General features: G+C 73.3%; 13 protein-coding genes. 7 read left to right on the forward strand and 6 right to left on the reverse strand.

Annotated features, from left to right (window positions below; all coding sequences use genetic code 11):
* Positions 1–69: 69 nt before the first annotated feature.
* A complete protein-coding gene (locus OG875_RS15845) occupies positions 70–582 on the reverse strand; it encodes an Lrp/AsnC family transcriptional regulator (protein WP_330174883.1) in 513 nt (170 codons plus the stop codon).
* Positions 583–755: 173 nt separating this feature from the next.
* On the opposite strand from OG875_RS15845, the gene pdhA reads away from it, so the two are divergent.
* The 7 genes from pdhA to OG875_RS15880 all read left to right on the forward strand — a co-directional run bounded on the left by pdhA (position 756) and on the right by OG875_RS15880 (position 9,512).
* Positions 756–1,937: a pyruvate dehydrogenase (acetyl-transferring) E1 component subunit alpha gene (pdhA, locus tag OG875_RS15850; protein WP_330174884.1), complete on the forward strand. Its 1,182-nt coding sequence runs from the start codon at positions 756–758 to the stop codon at positions 1,935–1,937.
* Positions 1,934–2,965 (forward strand): alpha-ketoacid dehydrogenase subunit beta, encoded by a 1,032-nt coding sequence (locus tag OG875_RS15855; protein ID WP_330174885.1) that lies wholly within the window; start codon positions 1,934–1,936, stop codon positions 2,963–2,965. Before pdhA ends, OG875_RS15855 begins: the two co-directional genes overlap by 4 nt.
* On the forward strand, positions 2,965–4,374 hold the full coding sequence (locus OG875_RS15860; RefSeq protein ID WP_330174886.1) for a dihydrolipoamide acetyltransferase family protein: 1,410 nt from the start codon (positions 2,965–2,967) through the stop codon (positions 4,372–4,374). The genes OG875_RS15855 and OG875_RS15860 overlap by 1 nt, the downstream gene beginning before the upstream one ends.
* A gap of 212 nt (positions 4,375–4,586) precedes the next feature.
* Positions 4,587–5,576: a DUF6457 domain-containing protein gene (locus OG875_RS15865; RefSeq protein ID WP_443079263.1), complete on the forward strand. Its 990-nt coding sequence runs from the start codon at positions 4,587–4,589 to the stop codon at positions 5,574–5,576.
* On the forward strand, positions 5,573–7,126 hold the full coding sequence (locus OG875_RS15870; RefSeq protein WP_330174888.1) for a molybdopterin molybdotransferase MoeA: 1,554 nt from the start codon (positions 5,573–5,575) through the stop codon (positions 7,124–7,126). The genes OG875_RS15865 and OG875_RS15870 overlap by 4 nt, the downstream gene beginning before the upstream one ends.
* Positions 7,127–7,146: 20 nt before the next feature.
* Positions 7,147–8,202 (forward strand): potassium channel family protein, encoded by a 1,056-nt coding sequence (locus tag OG875_RS15875; RefSeq protein WP_330177759.1) that lies wholly within the window; start codon positions 7,147–7,149, stop codon positions 8,200–8,202.
* A 323-nt stretch (positions 8,203–8,525) separates the two neighbouring features.
* Positions 8,526–9,512: an NAD(P)H-quinone oxidoreductase gene (locus tag OG875_RS15880; RefSeq protein WP_330174889.1), complete on the forward strand. Its 987-nt coding sequence runs from the start codon at positions 8,526–8,528 to the stop codon at positions 9,510–9,512.
* A 161-nt stretch (positions 9,513–9,673) separates the two neighbouring features.
* Here the strand turns inward: OG875_RS15880 and OG875_RS15885 are convergent, their stop codons facing one another.
* The 5 genes from OG875_RS15885 to OG875_RS15905 form a co-directional block, all read right to left on the reverse strand.
* A complete protein-coding gene (locus tag OG875_RS15885; RefSeq protein WP_330174890.1) occupies positions 9,674–10,228 on the reverse strand; it encodes a bacterial proteasome activator family protein in 555 nt (184 codons plus the stop codon).
* Positions 10,229–10,325: 97 nt separating this feature from the next.
* On the reverse strand, positions 10,326–13,301 hold the full coding sequence (locus OG875_RS15890; protein WP_330174891.1) for an FtsX-like permease family protein: 2,976 nt from the start codon (positions 13,299–13,301) through the stop codon (positions 10,326–10,328).
* A complete protein-coding gene (locus tag OG875_RS15895) occupies positions 13,298–14,047 on the reverse strand; it encodes an ABC transporter ATP-binding protein (protein WP_330174892.1) in 750 nt (249 codons plus the stop codon). The genes OG875_RS15890 and OG875_RS15895 overlap by 4 nt, the downstream gene beginning before the upstream one ends.
* Positions 14,048–14,301: 254 nt before the next feature.
* Positions 14,302–14,949: a PadR family transcriptional regulator gene (locus OG875_RS15900; protein WP_330174893.1), complete on the reverse strand. Its 648-nt coding sequence runs from the start codon at positions 14,947–14,949 to the stop codon at positions 14,302–14,304.
* A 138-nt stretch (positions 14,950–15,087) separates the two neighbouring features.
* On the reverse strand, positions 15,088–15,759 hold the full coding sequence (locus OG875_RS15905; protein ID WP_330174894.1) for a hypothetical protein: 672 nt from the start codon (positions 15,757–15,759) through the stop codon (positions 15,088–15,090).
* Between the last annotated feature and the right edge of the window lie 162 nt (positions 15,760–15,921).

Below are 15,921 nucleotides of genomic sequence, written 5' to 3' on the forward strand. Positions count from 1 at the left end.
CCCGTCCGTCCCGTCCGTCCCGTCCGTCCCGTCCGTCCCGTCCGCTCCGTCCCGCCTGTCCCGGTGCCGTCAGGGCGCGGGCGGGGCGTTCTGGTCGAGGTCGGTCTCCTCGAAGACCAGCAGCGTGCGGGTGGACAGCACCTCGGGGATCGACTGGAGCCGGGTCAGCACCAGTTCGCGCAGCGTGCGGTTGTCCGGGGCGTGGACCAGCAGCAGCACATCGAAATCGCCGCTGACCAGGGCGATGTGGGTGGCTCCCGGCAGCTCCTGGAGCTGCTCGCGGACGGTCCGCCACGAGTTCTGCACGATCTTCAGGGTGATGTACGCGGAGGCGCCCTGACCTGCCCGTTCATGGTTGATCCGAGCACCGAAACCCCGGATGACGCGGTCCTCGACGAGCCGGTTGATCCGGGCGTACGCGTTGGCGCGCGACACATGGACCCGCTCGGCCACGGAGCGCACCGAGGCGCGGCCGTCCGCCTGGAGGATGCGCAGGATGTCGCGGTCGATCGCGTCCAGCGGCCGGGGTGGCGGCTCCTGCCCGCCCGTTCCCCACTCCCCGGCCATTTGTTCAGCCGCCATGGGCCCCACCTCTCCGTTCCTGGACACCCTGTGTCCATCACAGGCTGTGCAGAACCGTTTGTCCACAGGCTGAGGCCGCCAGTAGCCAAATTGGCGCGGCAACCGAACAATCGGTAGGTGAGGCGGACCACACCCCCGCGCCGCCCACGCCCGCCCCGAAGGAGGTGCACGCGTTGAAGAAGAGCAGCACGACGGTCCAGGAACCCCCGGGTGCCGTCGTCCACCGGACCACCCCGCCCCCGGTGTGGCAGCCCCGCACGGACCCCGCCCCGTTGCTTCCCGACCGCGAGCCGTACCGCGTACTGGGTACGGAAGCGGCCGGGGACGTCGACCCCGAGCTGCTGCGCCGGCTGTACGCGGAACTGGTCCGCGGCCGTCGCTTCAACGCGCAGGCCACCGCCCTCACCAAGCAGGGCCGGCTGGCCGTCTACCCGTCGAGCACCGGCCAGGAAGCCTGCGAGGTCGCCGCCGCCCTGGTGCTCCAGGAGCGGGACTGGCTCTTCCCCAGCTACCGCGACACCCTCGCCGTCGTGGCGCGCGGTCTGGACCCCGTCCAGGCCCTCACGCTGCTGCGCGGCGACTGGCACACCGGCTACGACCCCCGCGAGCACCGCATCGCGCCGCTCTCGACCCCGCTGGCCACCCAGCTCCCGCACGCCGTGGGGCTGGCGCACGCCGCGCGCCTCAAGGGCGACGACGTGGTCGCGCTCGCCATGGTCGGCGACGGCGGCACCAGCGAGGGCGACTTCCACGAGGCGCTGAACTTCGCCGCCGTGTGGCAGGCGCCCGTGGTCTTCCTCGTACAGAACAACGGCTTCGCCATCTCCGTCCCGCTCGCCAAGCAGACCGCCGCCCCGTCGCTGGCCCACAAGGCCGTCGGTTACGGCATGCCGGGCAGGCTGGTCGACGGGAACGACGCGCCCGCGATGCACGCGGTGCTCTCCGAGGCCGTGCGACGGGCCCGGAGCGGCGGGGGCCCGACCCTCGTCGAGGCCGTGACCTACCGCCTGGACGCCCACACGAACGCGGACGACGCGACGCGCTACCGGGGTGACGGCGAGGTCGAGGCGTGGCGCGCCCACGACCCGGTCCGGCTGCTGGAGCACGAGCTGACGGAGCGCGGCATGCTCGACCGGGACGGGATCAGCAAGGCGGCGGACGACGCCGACGCGATGGCCGCGCGGCTGCGCGACCGGATGAACGCCGACCCGGAGCTCGACCCCATGGACCTCTTCGCCCATGTGTACGCGGAGCAGACCTCGCAACTGCGGGAGCAGGCAGCCCTGTTGCGGGCCGAACTGGACGCGTCGGCCGAGCCGGCCGACGACGCGCCGGGACAGGGCGGGACCCGATGACCACCGTGGCCCCCAGGGCGGCCGGGTCCGCCAAGGCGGCGAAGCCCGCGACCATGGCGCAGGCGTTGCGGCAAGCGATGCGTGACGCGATGGCCGAGGACCCGACCGTGCACATCCTCGGTGAGGACGTCGGCACGCTCGGCGGAGTCTTCCGGGTGACCGACGGACTCGCCGCCGAGTTCGGCGACGACCGCTGCACCGACACACCGCTGGCCGAGGCGGGCATTCTCGGCGCGGCCGTCGGCATGGCCATGTACGGGCTGCGGCCCGTCGTGGAGATGCAGTTCGACGCCTTCGCCTACCCGGCGTTCGAGCAGCTGGCCAGCCATGTCGCCAAGACGCGCAACCGCACGCGCGGCGCGCTGCCGCTGCCGATCACCATCCGCATTCCTTACGGAGGCGGGATCGGCGGGGTCGAGCACCACAGCGACTCCTCCGAGGCGTACTACATGGCGACGCCGGGCCTCCATGTGGTCACCCCCGCGACCGTCGAGGACGCGTACGGGCTGCTGCGGGCGTCCATCGCCTCCGACGACCCGGTGGTCTTCCTGGAGCCCAAGCGGCTGTACTGGTCGAAGTCGCAGTGGTCGCCCGGGGCGCCCGCCACGGTGGAGCCGATAGGCCGGGCCGTGGTGCGGCGTCCGGGACGCAGCGCCACGCTCGTCACGTACGGGCCCTCCCTCACGGTCTGTCTGGAGGCGGCCGAGGCGGCGCGCGCGGAGGGCTGGGACCTGGAAGTGGTGGACCTGCGCTCGCTGGTGCCGTTCGACGACGAGACGGTGGTCGCCTCCGTACGGAGGACCGGCCGCGCGGTGGTCGTCCACGAGTCCCAGGGCTTCGGCGGGCCGGGCGGGGAGATCGCCGCCCGGATCACCGAGCGGTGCTTCCACCATCTGGAGGCTCCGGTGCTGCGGGTCGCGGGATTCGACATCCCGTATCCGCCGCCGATGCTGGAGCAGCACCATCTGCCGGGTGTGGACCGGGTGCTCGACGCGGTCGCGCGGCTTCAGTGGGAGGCGGACAGCTGATGGCCCAGGTGCTCGAATTCAAGCTGCCGGATCTCGGCGAGGGGCTGACCGAGGCCGAGATCGTCCGCTGGCTGGTGGCGGTCGGCGATGTCGTGGCGATCGACCAGCCCGTCGTGGAGGTCGAGACGGCCAAGGCGATGGTCGAGGTGCCGTGCCCCTACGGGGGTGTGGTCACCGCGCGGTACGGCGAGGAAGGCACCGAACTGCCGGTCGGCGCACCGCTGTTGACGGTGGCGGTCGGGGCGTCGGAGCCGGCGCGGGCCGGTGCGGGAGCCGACGGCGCGGGTTCGGGCGACGGGACGGCCACTGCCGGGGCGGACGAATCCGCCGAGTCGTCGGGGAACGTGCTGGTGGGATACGGCACGGCCGCGCCGGCCGCGCGCCGTCGCCGGGTCCGGCCGGTGACGGTCACCACTGTGCCCGCCGCCCCGGTCACGCCCGCCGCCCCGGTCGCCGTTGCCCCGGTGGCGGCACCGGAGCCGGTGGCCGTTCCCGAGCGGTCCGGGCCCGTCCCGGTCATCTCACCCCTGGTGCGGCGGCTGGCCCGGCAGAACGGGCTTGACCTCCGGGCGCTCGCCGGATCGGGCCCCGAGGGGCTGATCCTGCGCGGTGACGTCGAGCAGGCCATCGAGCGGTTGGAAAGCTCCGTACAGACGTCGTCCTCGCCCGTTCCCACTCCCGTGCCCGGTGCGTCGTCCGGTGCGTCCAGGTCGGCGGCGGTCGTCGAGCGCGTACCGCTGCGCGGTGTCCGGGGCGCGGTCGCCGACAAGCTCAGCCGCAGCCGGCGCGAGATCCCGGAGGCGACCTGCTGGGTCGACGCGGACGCGACCGAACTGCTGGCGGCCAGGGCCGCCGCCAACGCCGCCGGCGGGCCGAAGATATCCCTCATCGCCCTGCTGGCACGGATCTGCACGGCCGCGCTCGCCCGGTTCCCGGAGCTGAACTCCACGGTGGACACGGAGGCCAGGGAGATCGTCCGGCTGCGCGACGTCCACCTCGGCTTCGCCGCCCAGACCGAGCGCGGGCTGGTCGTTCCGGTCGTACGGGACGCGCAGGACCGTTCGGCGGAGTCGCTGAGCGCGGAGTTCGCGCGGCTGACGGAGGCGGGCAGGGCCGGGACGCTCACCCCCGGGGACCTGACCGGCGGCACGTTCACGCTGAACAACTACGGCGTGTTCGGCGTCGACGGCTCCACGCCGATCATCAACCACCCCGAGGCCGCGATGCTCGGCATCGGCCGTATCGTCGCGAAACCGTGGGTCCACCAGGGCGAGTTGGCCGTACGCAAGGTCGTCCAGCTCTCCCTCACCTTCGACCACCGGGTGTGCGACGGCGGCACGGCGGGCGGCTTCCTCCGGTACGTGGCGGACTGCGTGGAACAACCGGCGGTGCTGCTGCGCACCTTGTAGGAGGGGCGAGGAGTCCTCTGCGGGGGAGAGGTCGGGGACGCGGCCGCGAGGCCCCCGGAACCCCCCTCGGGTCGGGCCGGAGTCCCGTCTCGGGTCCGGCCGGGGACCCGGCGGCCGGACCGGTGCCACGGCCGGACCCGCGCGGTTCGCCGTCACGGTCGCCCATCGGGTGCGTCGGACCCGCGATCGCGGACCATACTTCAGCCATGACCGTGACCGTCCATGACGCCATCGTGCTCGCCGGGGGCGCCGCCAAGCGCCTCGGCGGCGCCGACAAACCCGCCGTCGGCGTCGGCGGGCGGACGCTGCTCGACCGGGTGCTCGGCGCCTGCGGCGGCGCAGCGCGCACGGTCGTCGTGGGCGGGCGGCGGCCCACGGTCCGGCCCGTGCACTGGGCCCGCGAGGAGCCGCCCGGCGGCGGGCCGGTCCCCGCGCTCGACGCCGGGGTACGCCAGGTCCGGGCGGACACCGTCCTCGTACTCTCAGCCGATCTGCCGTTCCTGACGCGCGCGACGACCGACCGGCTCCTGGCGGCCCTCGCGGCGGACGTCGAGCGCGAGGGCGCGCTGCTCACCGACGCGGACGGCCGCGATCAGCCCCTGGTGGCCGCTTACCGTACGGAGCCGCTGCGCCGGGAGATCGCCCTGCTCGCCACCGAGTACGGCAGTCTCGCGGGGCTGCCGTTACGACTTCTGACGCAGGAACTTCACCTCACCCCTGTCGCCACGGACACCGACCCGCTCGCATCCTTCGACTGCGACACCTGGGAGGACGTTTTCACGGCGCGGGCACGTATCAGGGAGCATGGAACCGTGCTGGACGAATGGATCACCGCTGTCAAGGACGAACTCGGCTTCGAACTCGACGTCGACATCAACGTCCTCCTCGATCTCGCCCGCGACGCCGCGCACGGTGTCGCCCGGCCCGCCGCACCCCTGACGACCTTCCTGGTCGGGTACGCGGCGGGGCGCGTGGCGGCCGGGGGCGGCGGTCCCGAGGCGGTGGCCGAGGCGACCCGCAAGGCAACGGCGCTGGCCCTGCGCTGGGCCGACGAGGAGGAGAACGGCCAAACGGAGAACGGCCGTACGGGCAGCGGCGGCAGCGGACCGGGCGCGGGCGGCACCGACCGCAGCGGCAACGGAGCGAATCGCGCCACGGATGACGGTGGCAGCGGTACCGCCGAGGGGGCCGACGCCGGATGACGGCCCAGGACCGCGAGGCCGACGGGGTCGAAGATGTCCTCGCCCTGTTCGCCAGGCATCCGGAGGAGCGGGACGGGCCGGACGACCGGGACCGGCGGGACGGGCGGGACCGACCTGATGACCCGGGTCCGTGGGATCACCGGGACCAGTGGGACCGGTCGGCCGGTCGGGGCCGACGGGACTCCGAGCCCGGCGCGGGCCGAGGACCCGCAACCCCGTCCCCGGGACCCGCCGCCACGTCCGCCCGGCCCACCGCCGCCGCGCGTCGGGACCGCGCGGTGTCCTGGGCCGAGGCCCGTACGATCGCCGCCCGCTCCGGCCGCTCGGCCGCGAACGCCCCCGGCCGGCGCACCGGCGACCCCGCCCACCCCTCCCGTACCACCAGCGTCCCTCTCGCCCAGGCCCTCGGGCAGGTCCTCGCCGCGCCCCTGGCCGCGCTCACCGATCTGCCGTCGTTCGACACCTCCGCGATGGACGGCTGGGCGGTGTCCGGCCCCGGCCCCTGGTCGGTACGCCCCCAGGAGGCGGCGGCGCACGCCTCCGACGGCATCCTCGCCGGGCACACCGCCACCACCCCGCTCCCCGACGGCACCGCCGTACGGATCGCGACCGGCGCCCGTGTCCCGCCCGACGCCACCGCCGTGATCCGCAGCGAGCACGCCCGCACGGACCCCACCGGCCATCTCCACGCCGAACGTCAGGTGGTCCAGGGCCAGGACATCCGCCCCCGTGCCCAGGAGTGCCGCTCGGGCGAGCAACTCCTGCCCGCCGGCGCCGTGGTGACCCCGGCGGTGCTCGGTCTGGCCGCCGCCGCCGGTTACGACGCCCTCCTCGTCGCCCGCCGTCCCACCGTCGACGTGCTGGTACTCGGCGACGAACTGCTCGTCCGGGGACTGCCCCGCGACGGCCTCATCCGTGACGCGCTCGGCCCGATGCTCGCGCCCTGGCTGCGCGCGCTCGGCGCCGAGGTGATCGACACCCGCCGGGTCGCCGACAACGAGCGCGCCCTGTACCAAGCGGTCACCGAATCCGAGGCCGATCTGGTCCTCACCACGGGCGGTACGGCCGCCGGGCCCGTCGACCATGTCCACCCCGTGCTCGCGAGGGCGGGCGCCGACCTGCTCGTGGACGGGGTCGCCGTACGCCCCGGCCACCCCATGCTGCTGGCCGGGCTCGCCGACGGCCGTCATCTGGTGGGCCTGCCGGGCAATCCGCTCGCCGCCGTGTCCGGACTGCTGACGCTCGCGGAACCGCTGCTACGGGCGCTCAGCGGACGGGCCCCGGGGGCGGCGTATGTCGCGCCCGTACGGGAAGAGTTGCACGGACATCCCCACGACACCCGGCTCGTCCCCTTCGTCCACCGCGACGACCGGCTCGTACCGCTGCGCTACAACGGGCCCGCCATGCTGCGCGGGATCGCCGTCGCCGACGGACTCGCGGTCGTGCCACCCGGCGGCGCGCGACCGGGGGACGAGCTGGAAGTCCTCGATCTGCCCTGGGCGGTCATGGCCGACGCCACCGCTCCCCCTGAAGACGGGTGTTTCACGTGAAACTTCCCGGCCACGACGCGATGGCGCGTCATGCCGATGAGCACCTGGTCACCAGCCGGGTGAAACTGCCCCGACGGATAGTGGAACAGCCGCTGCGACAGGTCAGCAAGCGGCTGCTGATGGCGCTCGGCGTGCTCGCGACGACAGTTTTCATCGTCTGGATCGACCGCACCGGCTACCACGACAACTCCGACGACTCGGTCGACTTCCTCGACTCCGTCTACTACGCCACCGTCACCCTCTCCACCACGGGTTACGGCGACATCGTTCCGTACAGCGACGCGGCCCGGCTCATCAATGTCGTGCTGGTCACGCCGCTGCGCGTGCTCTTTCTGATCATCCTGGTCGGCACCACTCTTGAGGTCCTCACGGAGCGCACCCGGGAGGAGTGGCGGCTGAACCGCTGGAGGACCAACTTGCGTGACCACACCGTCATCGTCGGATTCGGCACCAAGGGCCGGTCGGCGATGCAGACCCTCTGCGCCACCGGGCTCAGCAAGGACCAGATCGTCATCGTCGACCCGAGTGCGAAGGTGATCGAGGCGGCCAACGCGGACGGTTTCGCCGGGGTCATCGGCGACGCCACCCGGAGCGATGTGCTGTTGCGGGCCGAACTTCAGCGGGCCCGGCAGATCGTGATCGCGACGCAGCGCGACGACACGGCGGTGCTGGTCGCGCTGACCGCGCGCCAGCTCAACCGGGGGGCGAAGATCGTGGCTGCCGTGCGTGAGGAGGAGAACGCGCCGCTGCTGCGCCAGTCCGGCGCGGACGCCGTGATCACCAGCGCCAGCGCGGCCGGCCGGCTGCTCGGGCTCTCGGTGCTCAGTCCGGTCGCGGGCACGGTGATGGAGGACCTGATCCAGCAGGGCAGCGGCCTCGACCTCATCGAACGGCCGGTGATAAAGGCCGAGGTGGGGCGGAACGTACGGGAGACGGACGACCTGGTGGTCAGCGTCCTGCGCGGGCACCGGCTGCTGGGGTACGACGACCCTGCGGCCAGCCCGCTCCAGCTCACCGACCGGCTGATCACGATCGTGCGGGCGGACCCGCCGTCGGACCAGAACAGGACGGACTGAGGAGTACGGGGAGGGCCCGGCCGCCGGGCTGCGGCCGGGCTGCGGGGGCCGGGCCCCGCCCTGGTCCCGGCCTGGTCCCGGTCCCGCCCTGGTTCCGGCCCCGGCTTGGTTCCGGCCCCGCCCTGGCGGTCGGCCCGCCGCGCGCAGCCCCGCCCTGCCCCGCGCCGGAGCCCGCTGCCCCCGCCCGAGCCCGCGCCCCGCGCCGGAGCCCCGAGCCCGCGCCCCGCGCCGGAGCCCGGCGTCCTCGCCCGAGCCCCCAGCCCGAAGCGTCCCGGACCCCTCGGCCCGTACTGCGGTGCGGCCCCGGGGGTAGCCTCCCGGGCATGTATGCGATCACGATTCCGGAACCCGGTGGCCCCGAGTCGCTCGTCTGGGCCGACGTGCCCGACCCCGTACCGGCCGAGGGTGAAATCCTCGTCGATGTCGTCGCGAGCGCGGTCAATCGCGCCGATCTGCTGCAACGCCAGGGCTTCTACGACCCTCCGCCAGGCTCGTCCCCGTACCCCGGTCTGGAGTGCGCGGGCCGGGTCGCCGCGCTCGGCCCCGGCACCGAGGAATCGGGCTGGTCGGTCGGCGACGAGGTGTGCGCCCTGCTCTCGGGCGGCGGTTACGCGGAGAAGGTCGCCGTCCCCGTGGGCCAGTTGCTCCCCGTACCCGAGGGTGTGGACCTGGTGACGGCCGCCGCGCTTCCCGAAGTGACCTGCACGGTCTGGTCGAACGTCTTCATGATCGCCCATCTGCGGCCGGGCGAGACGCTGTTGGCGCACGGCGGCGCGAGTGGCATCGGCACGATGGCCATCCAGCTCGCGAAGTCCGTGGGCGCGCGCGTCGCGGTCACGGCGGGCGGGCCCGAGAAGCTGGCGCGCTGCGCCGAGTTGGGCGCGGACATCCTGATCGACTACCGCGAACAGGATTTCGTGGCGGAACTCAAGAAGGCCACCGACGGGGCCGGCGCGGACGTCATCCTCGACATCGTCGGCGCGAAGTACCTCGACCGGAACGTGAAGGCGCTGGCCGTCAACGGGCGACTCGCGGTGATCGGACTCCAGGGCGGGGTGAAGGGCGAACTCAATCTGTCCGCCCTGCTGGGCAAGCGCGCCGCGATCACGGCCACCTCGCTCCGGGGCCGTCCGCTCGGCGAGAAGGCGTCCATCGTCGCGGCCGTACGCGAACACGTCTGGCCGCTCATCGCCACCGGCCAGGTGCGGCCGGTCGTCCACGCCACCTTCCCGCTGTCGGAGGCGTCCGAGGCGCACCGCGCGCTGGAGGCCAGCGACCACGTCGGCAAGATCCTGCTGACGCGCCCGTGAGCCCGTGAGGTCGGCAGGCCCGTGAGGTCGGCAGGCCGGTAGGTCCGCAAGACCGTAGGAAGGCCCGCGATCACCGGACGGGCGGCACCAGGCGCACGTCCGGCGATCAGCGGAAAACGGCCCCCGAGAACGACCGTCAGAGTCCCTTCACCGACCGACCGTCAGAGATACGGGCCCGAGCGGATCGCGCCGTGGGCGCCCGGGTCGTCGCCGTCCTCGTCGCCGCCCGACGCACCCGGCGGCAGCGCCCTGCGCATCTGCTCCAACTGCGCCCGCGCCGCCATCTGCTGGGCGAACAGGGCGGTCTGGATCCCGTGGAACAAACCCTCCAGCCAGCCCACCAACTGCGCCTGCGCGATGCGCAGTTCGGCCTCCGACGGGATGGCCTCGTCGGTGAAGGGGAGGGAGAGGCGTTCCAGCTCCTCGACGAGTTCGGGGGCGAGCCCGTCCTCCAGTTCCTTCACCGAACCGGCGTGGATCTCCTTGAGCCGTACCCGGCTCGCCTCGTCCAGCGGCGCCGCCCGCACCTCCTCCAGCAGCTGCTTGATCATGCTGCCGATACGCATGACCTTCGCGGGCTGTTCGACCATCTCCGTCACCGGGATCTCGCGCGGCTCGTTGTCCCCGTGACCGCCGCCGAGCGCCATCCCGTCCTGGCCCACCACGAGGACTTGCGGGTTGCTCTCTTGCGACTGTTCGTTCCTCGGCATTTCCATATGTTCATTGTCGCGCACCTGGGTACCGACGCGCGGTGAGCCCCCGAAGGTGAGCGCACGGCTCTCCTCCGGGGGCAGCGGGCCCGCCGGACCCGTCTCAGATCGCCGCCCTGCGGGTCAGCGCGCCCCGCGAGCGGGTCACCAGCGCGGCGAGGAGCGCCGCGCCGAGCGGTACCGCGATCAGCAGCAGGCCCAGCGTCTCCCAGGGGATGACCACGGGCACGAAGGGCGCCGTGACGTCCCCTCCGCCGCCCGCGTACCCGTCGTCCAGAAGCCGCTGGAACCTTCCTTCCTCCGCACGGCGTTCCGTGAAGCGCAGCCCGATGGCGGGCAGGATTCCCGACGCCGAGCCGAGCACGACACCCATCGCCGCCACCACCCCGCACTGGAACCCGCTCAGGGCCTTGCGGACCCGGGGCGGCGCCCCGACCGCCGCCAGCGTCTTCAGGTCGGGCTCGGCGTCCGCCTGGGCGAGGCCCGTGGCGATACCGGCCGCGCCGATCGTGATGAGTCCCGCGAAGACGGCGAGGGCCAGCAGGGTGGCACCGTTCTCGGGGGTGAAGCCGTTCTCGATGATCAGCTGGGCGTCGCTGCCCGTCTTGTCGATCTCGGCGAAGACCTGCTGCTCCTCCGCACTGCTCGGCACCTGCCGGGTGGTGTAGAACGCGCCGAACGGTACGGTCGTCAGCCCCGCCTTCCGCGCGGCGTCCGCCGGCACGATCATCGTGATGCCGTACGCGCGCTCGTCGTCGGGTGCCTGGTGGGCGGGGATCGACGTGACGGTGCCGGGTGGTTCCTTGCCCTCGGCCCCCGCCTGGTCGGCCGCTTCCATGTCCGCCGCCTCGATGACACGGATGCTGATTGTCCCGTCAGACCCGCCGGACCCGCCGGACCCGCCAGTCCTGTCGGCCGCCGCGGCCGGCGTCCCGCTCCGCGCGCCGCCCGTCCCCGAAGCGGTGGCAGCGGCCGAAGCGGCGGGCGCGACGTTGCGCTTGCTGAAGGAGACCGCCTGCCCGTTCGCCAGGGCCTCGCGCGCCTCCGGGTCCTTGATGCCCAGCACCGTGAGCAGCTTCTCGTCACCGATCACGATCTCGCCTCCGTAGCTGCCGGCGCCGTTGTCCCCCTGGGCGCAGCGCCAGTCGTACGCGAGCTTGCGCCGCTCGGCCACGGAGAACTTCTCGGCGGGGTCCCCGGTCCCGGAGTACTGCCACAGCGGGCACTCGTGCGCCTTCGGTACGACGACCTCGTACCGTCCGCACTCGTCGTTGCCCCCGTATGCCGAACAGTTCCCCTTGCCGACCACGACGCGGTCCACGTCGGCCCGGATCCCGGTCGGCAGCAGCCGCTGCACGTCGTCCCGGATCGCGGGCACGTCGGCCGCCGACTCCGGCGACAGGATCGCGACCGCGCCGTACGGCAGCGACGCCTCGTACCGGGCCCGCTCCTGGGCTTCCGAACTGGCCGTGTACGTCGCCACGGCCACCGTGCCCGCGACCGCCGCCAGCACCGCGGCCACCGCCGGAGCCGTACGGCCCCGGTTGCGTACGGCGTCCCGCAGCGCGAGGCGCGGGGAGAGCGGCAACCAGTGGCCGATCCGCCCGAAGAGGCCGACCAGGGCGGGGGTCAGTGCCACCACGCCCAGCTCGGCCAGGGCGCTGCCGCCCCCGACGAGCAGCACCTGGTCGGAGACCGCCGAGCCGTAGAGGGCGATGCCCGCGCCCAGCACGACGGCGACCAGTCCGACGGCCGGCAGCACGCGACTGCTGCGGCGGACGCCCTGGCGGCCGGTGAGCGAGGCCACGACGGTCTGCCGGGACGCGGTCACCGCCGGGACGATCGCCGCGAGCAGGCCGGTGATGACGGCGAGCAGGGCGATCCCGGCCAGCTCCAGCGGGCGTACGTCGAACCCGCCGAAACGCACGCCCAGCCAGTCTTCGAGCACCGGGCGGAGCAGGAAGGTCAGCGCCACGCCCAGCGTCGTGCCCACGACGGCGGCGACCACACCGATCACCAGTCCGCCGCTCAGGACGATGGCCCTGATGTGGTGCCGGTCGCCGCCGTTGGCACCGACCAGTCCGAGCTGGCGGCGCGAGCGGCGGGCGCCCACGGCGAACGCGGGACCGGCCAGCAGGCAGATCTCCAGCATCATGAGGGCGACGACGGTGGCCGCGGCGGCGAGCGCGGTGGTGTATCGGGGGCCTTTCTCGCCCGCCGACGCGCCCTGCTGCTGGAAGTACGGCACGTCGGAGTCGGCGGGCGGGTCGAGGATGACGGCACGGGAGGCGACCGTGATGCCCTTTTTGTTGGCCTTCATCACCATGTTCCACGTGAAACCGGCGTCGCCGGACGTGGTGACCAGATGCGTGACCGACTTCCGGGTGTCGGGCAGTTCGGCGGCGGCCAGCGCCGTGCCGAGCGGGTCGAGCAGGGCGCCGGGCAGCGCGTTGACCTGGGCCTCGTCCAGATTGTCGGGCAGTTCGTACGCGCCGACGATCCGGTACTCGGTGTCGAGGCCGCGCGCCGTGAGCTTCGAGCCGACGTGCAGACCGCTGGCCTCCAGGAAGGCGGTGGTCGCGGCGACCTCGTTCGCCGTCCGCGGGAACCGGCCCCGGTCGAGGTGCATGATGCCCTCGGCCATCGGGTCCGCCGCGTCCAGCTCCCGGATCTCGCTGTTCAGCAGACCGTGGACGGTCCGGAGCTTGGCCGTGCCCCTCGCGTCCTCAAGCGACCTCGTGCCCTCGGGGAGGGCGGCGAGTACGTCCGTGTCGCCCTGGGGCCAGGGCTTGTCGCCGTAGTCCCCCTCCGGGACGAGCGAGGTGCCGTCCGGCAGCTGGAGAAGTGCCGCGCCGCCGAGCTTCGGGTCGTCCACCCGGGCGTCGGCGTGCCCGAGTTCACGGGTCAGCTTCTCGGCCGGGGACAGCTCCGCGCTGCGCAGCGTCAGATCGGCCGCGCTGACCCCGAGGATCGGCAGGGCGAGCATGGCGAGGACGAGAAAGCTGCGGCCCTTGAAGCGCCAGGCGTCACGGCGGGCTATGCGGATCGCGGCACGCCAGGAGTGGTACCAGGTCCTCACCGTTCGGCCGCCTGCCCCGTGAGGAGGGAGTCGGCCTGGCTGCGGACGGTCTGGTCCACGACGGCGCCGTCCCGGAGGAACACGACACGGTCGGCCCAGGCCGCGAAGCGCGGCTCGTGGGTGACCAGGACACCGGCGGCTCCCGCGTCGCAGCGGCTGCGCAGCAGGGCGAGCACGGATTCGCCGGTCTCGGAGTCGAGGGCGCCGGTGGGCTCGTCGGCGAGTACGAGGCGGCGGTCGCCGACGAGCGCGCGGGCGATGGCCACGCGCTGCTGCTGGCCGCCGGACATCTCGTCCGGGAAACGGTCGGCGAGATGGTCGAGCTCCATCTCGCGCAGGGCGTCGACGGCCTCGCGGTGGGCCTTGCGGGCCGAGACACCGTCGAGTTCGCGGGGGAGCGCGACGTTCTCGGCGGCGGTGAGGGCCGGGATGAGGTTGTAGTCCTGGAAGACGTAGCCGATGCTGCGGCGGCGCAGGGCGGCGATCTGCTTGCGGTCGGCGGTGGTGAGGTCGGTGTCCTCGACCAGCACCCGCCCCGAGGTGGGGGTGTCGAGGCCGCCGGCGATGGTCAGCAGCGTGGACTTGCCCGAGCCGGACGGGCCCATGACGGCGACGAGTTCGCCGGGGAAGACGTCGAGGTTGATGCCGCGCAGTGCGTGCACCTCGGTGGCGCCGCTGCCGTGGACGCGGGTGAGGTCCTGGAGCCGCAGGACGGGTCGGGATGGTTGGGATGCCTGGTCGGGCATGAAGGGTCCCCCTTGGGAACGGGTCTGGTGCTGGTGCTGGTGCTGGTTCTGGTGCGTCGCGTGGGGCGGGTGTCCGTATGAGGGGCGGTGGGGCCCCGTGGTGCGTGGGACGTGTGTTCCTGTGTGTGTTCTTGCTTGTGCTTCTGCGAGTGACGGGCTTCGGTACCTGGTCCGTGTGGGCTCGGTACCTGATCCGCGCGGGCTCGTTACGGGCTCCGCGCGGATTCCGTACGTGCTCCGCCACGCGCCCCTCGTCAGCGCTTCCGGGCGCGCCCGAGGCCGAGCCGTGGACCCCGCGCGGCCTTCTCCCCCGCGTCCGCGTCCGCTTCGGCGGGGCGGGGCGGCTCGGCGGCTGCCGTCTCCGCCGCCTTCATCGAGAGACGGACGAGCCGGGCCTCGCAGTGGTCGAGCCAGCGCGCCTCGGCCTCCGTGTGGAAGATGAGCTGCTCCAGGACGAGCAGCCACGCCACGTCGTCCGGGTTGTCCGGTGCTGCCTCGGTGGCCTGGGCCTTGAGCCGGGTGTAGTCCTGCATCGCCTGCACGGTGTGGTGGCGCTGCGACTGGATCACCTCCCGGATGTCGATGCCGGGCGTGCCGACGGCCATGGCGAGCTTGATGGCCAGTTCGTCGCGCGGCGGACTGCGCCGGTCGACCGGCGACCGGAACCAGTTCCGCAGCTCGTCGCGGCCCGCGTCCGTGATCGCGTAGAGCGCGCGGCCGGCGTCGTCCTCACCGTCCTGGGCGACGAGGCCGTCGCGCTCCAGCCGGTTGAGGGTCGTGTAGACCTGGCCGACGTTCAGGGGCCAGGTGGCGCCGGTGCGGGACTCGAACTCCGTACGGAGCTGAGAGCCGTAGCGCGGGCCCGGTTCGAGGAGGGCCAGAAGCCCGTGGCGGATCGACATACTCAGTATGTATACCGAGTATGGTCCCGCTGGCAAGGTCCTTGAGACGGACCCCACAGGTCCCCCTCAAGGAGGAGAGTGGGGCCTACGGGAGTGGTGAAGGGCCAGCTCAGGACAGGTGCACGGGCGCCTCCGCCCTCAGCGACGCCGCAGCCGTACACCCAGAAAACCGATGCCGAGTCCCATGAGCGCCATACCGACGCCGAGGGTCAGCGCGGGGCTCGGCCCGACGGCGGACCGGGAGACGGCCTGGCTGTTCCGCTCCCGCGCGGTGGAGTCCTGAGGAGGCGTACGGGACGGGAGAGGTGTGTCCTGCGAGGCGTCGAGGTCCTCCGGCAGAAGCTCCTCGTCGTCCCCGGAGCCCTCGTCGCGGCCGTCCGGGTCCCGTCCGTCCCCCGTGCCGCCGTCCTCCTCCGCGCCGTCGGTTCGGCCGCTCTCCGGCTCGGGTGAGGTGGACCCGGAACGTCCCGGACTCGGCGAAGCGGAACCGGACGACGGTCTTCCGCTCGTGCTCGGGCTCGTGCTCGGCGACACCGACGGCCGCGTCACGGCCTCCCACCGCCCGTCGGCGGCTCCCGGCTCCGACGCCCCGCCGGTCCCGGTCGGACGACCCGGCCGGGGGCGCCCCTGCCCGGCCGGATGCCCCGCCAGCGAGGCGGTCGCACTCGGCGCCCGGGTCGGCCCGCCACGCGGCGGCTCCCCGTCCTCGCCGTACGCGAGGGGAACGGTCACCGCCAGAGCGGCCACCGAGACGACGAGCGCGCAGAAGACGCGGAGCCGTGCGAGGGGCCGTCCGTCGAGCCGTGACATCACCGACTCAGCGTCACATGTGGTGACGGAAGCGGCATCTCGGCGACGGCCGACGGTCAAAGTGCCCGTACACTCCGCGCGCGGAGCCGCTTCCTCACGTACAGCGCGCGGGCCGCTTCCTCACCCACGGGGAAGGGCCGGCTGCCCGGAACCGACAGCCCG

Source organism: Streptomyces sp. NBC_01498, assembly GCF_036327775.1.
Taxonomy (GTDB): domain Bacteria; phylum Actinomycetota; class Actinomycetes; order Streptomycetales; family Streptomycetaceae; genus Streptomyces.

Coding starts and splice junctions, on each gene's coding strand:
- OG875_RS15860 (WP_330174886.1), top strand. CDS start 2,965: ATGGCCCAGGTGCTCGAATTCAAGCTGCCGGATCTCGGCGAGGGGCTG.
- OG875_RS15870 (WP_330174888.1), top strand. CDS start 5,573: ATGACGGCCCAGGACCGCGAGGCCGACGGGGTCGAAGATGTCCTCGCC.
- OG875_RS15855 (WP_330174885.1), top strand. CDS start 1,934: ATGACCACCGTGGCCCCCAGGGCGGCCGGGTCCGCCAAGGCGGCGAAG.
- OG875_RS15845 (WP_330174883.1), bottom strand. CDS start 582: ATGGCGGCTGAACAAATGGCCGGGGAGTGGGGAACGGGCGGGCAGGAG.
- OG875_RS15880 (WP_330174889.1), top strand. CDS start 8,526: ATGTATGCGATCACGATTCCGGAACCCGGTGGCCCCGAGTCGCTCGTC.
- OG875_RS15900 (WP_330174893.1), bottom strand. CDS start 14,949: ATGTCGATCCGCCACGGGCTTCTGGCCCTCCTCGAACCGGGCCCGCGC.
- OG875_RS15895 (WP_330174892.1), bottom strand. CDS start 14,047: ATGCCCGACCAGGCATCCCAACCATCCCGACCCGTCCTGCGGCTCCAG.
- OG875_RS15875 (WP_330177759.1), top strand. CDS start 7,147: ATGGCGCGTCATGCCGATGAGCACCTGGTCACCAGCCGGGTGAAACTG.
- OG875_RS15905 (WP_330174894.1), bottom strand. CDS start 15,759: ATGTCACGGCTCGACGGACGGCCCCTCGCACGGCTCCGCGTCTTCTGC.
- OG875_RS15885 (WP_330174890.1), bottom strand. CDS start 10,228: ATGGAAATGCCGAGGAACGAACAGTCGCAAGAGAGCAACCCGCAAGTC.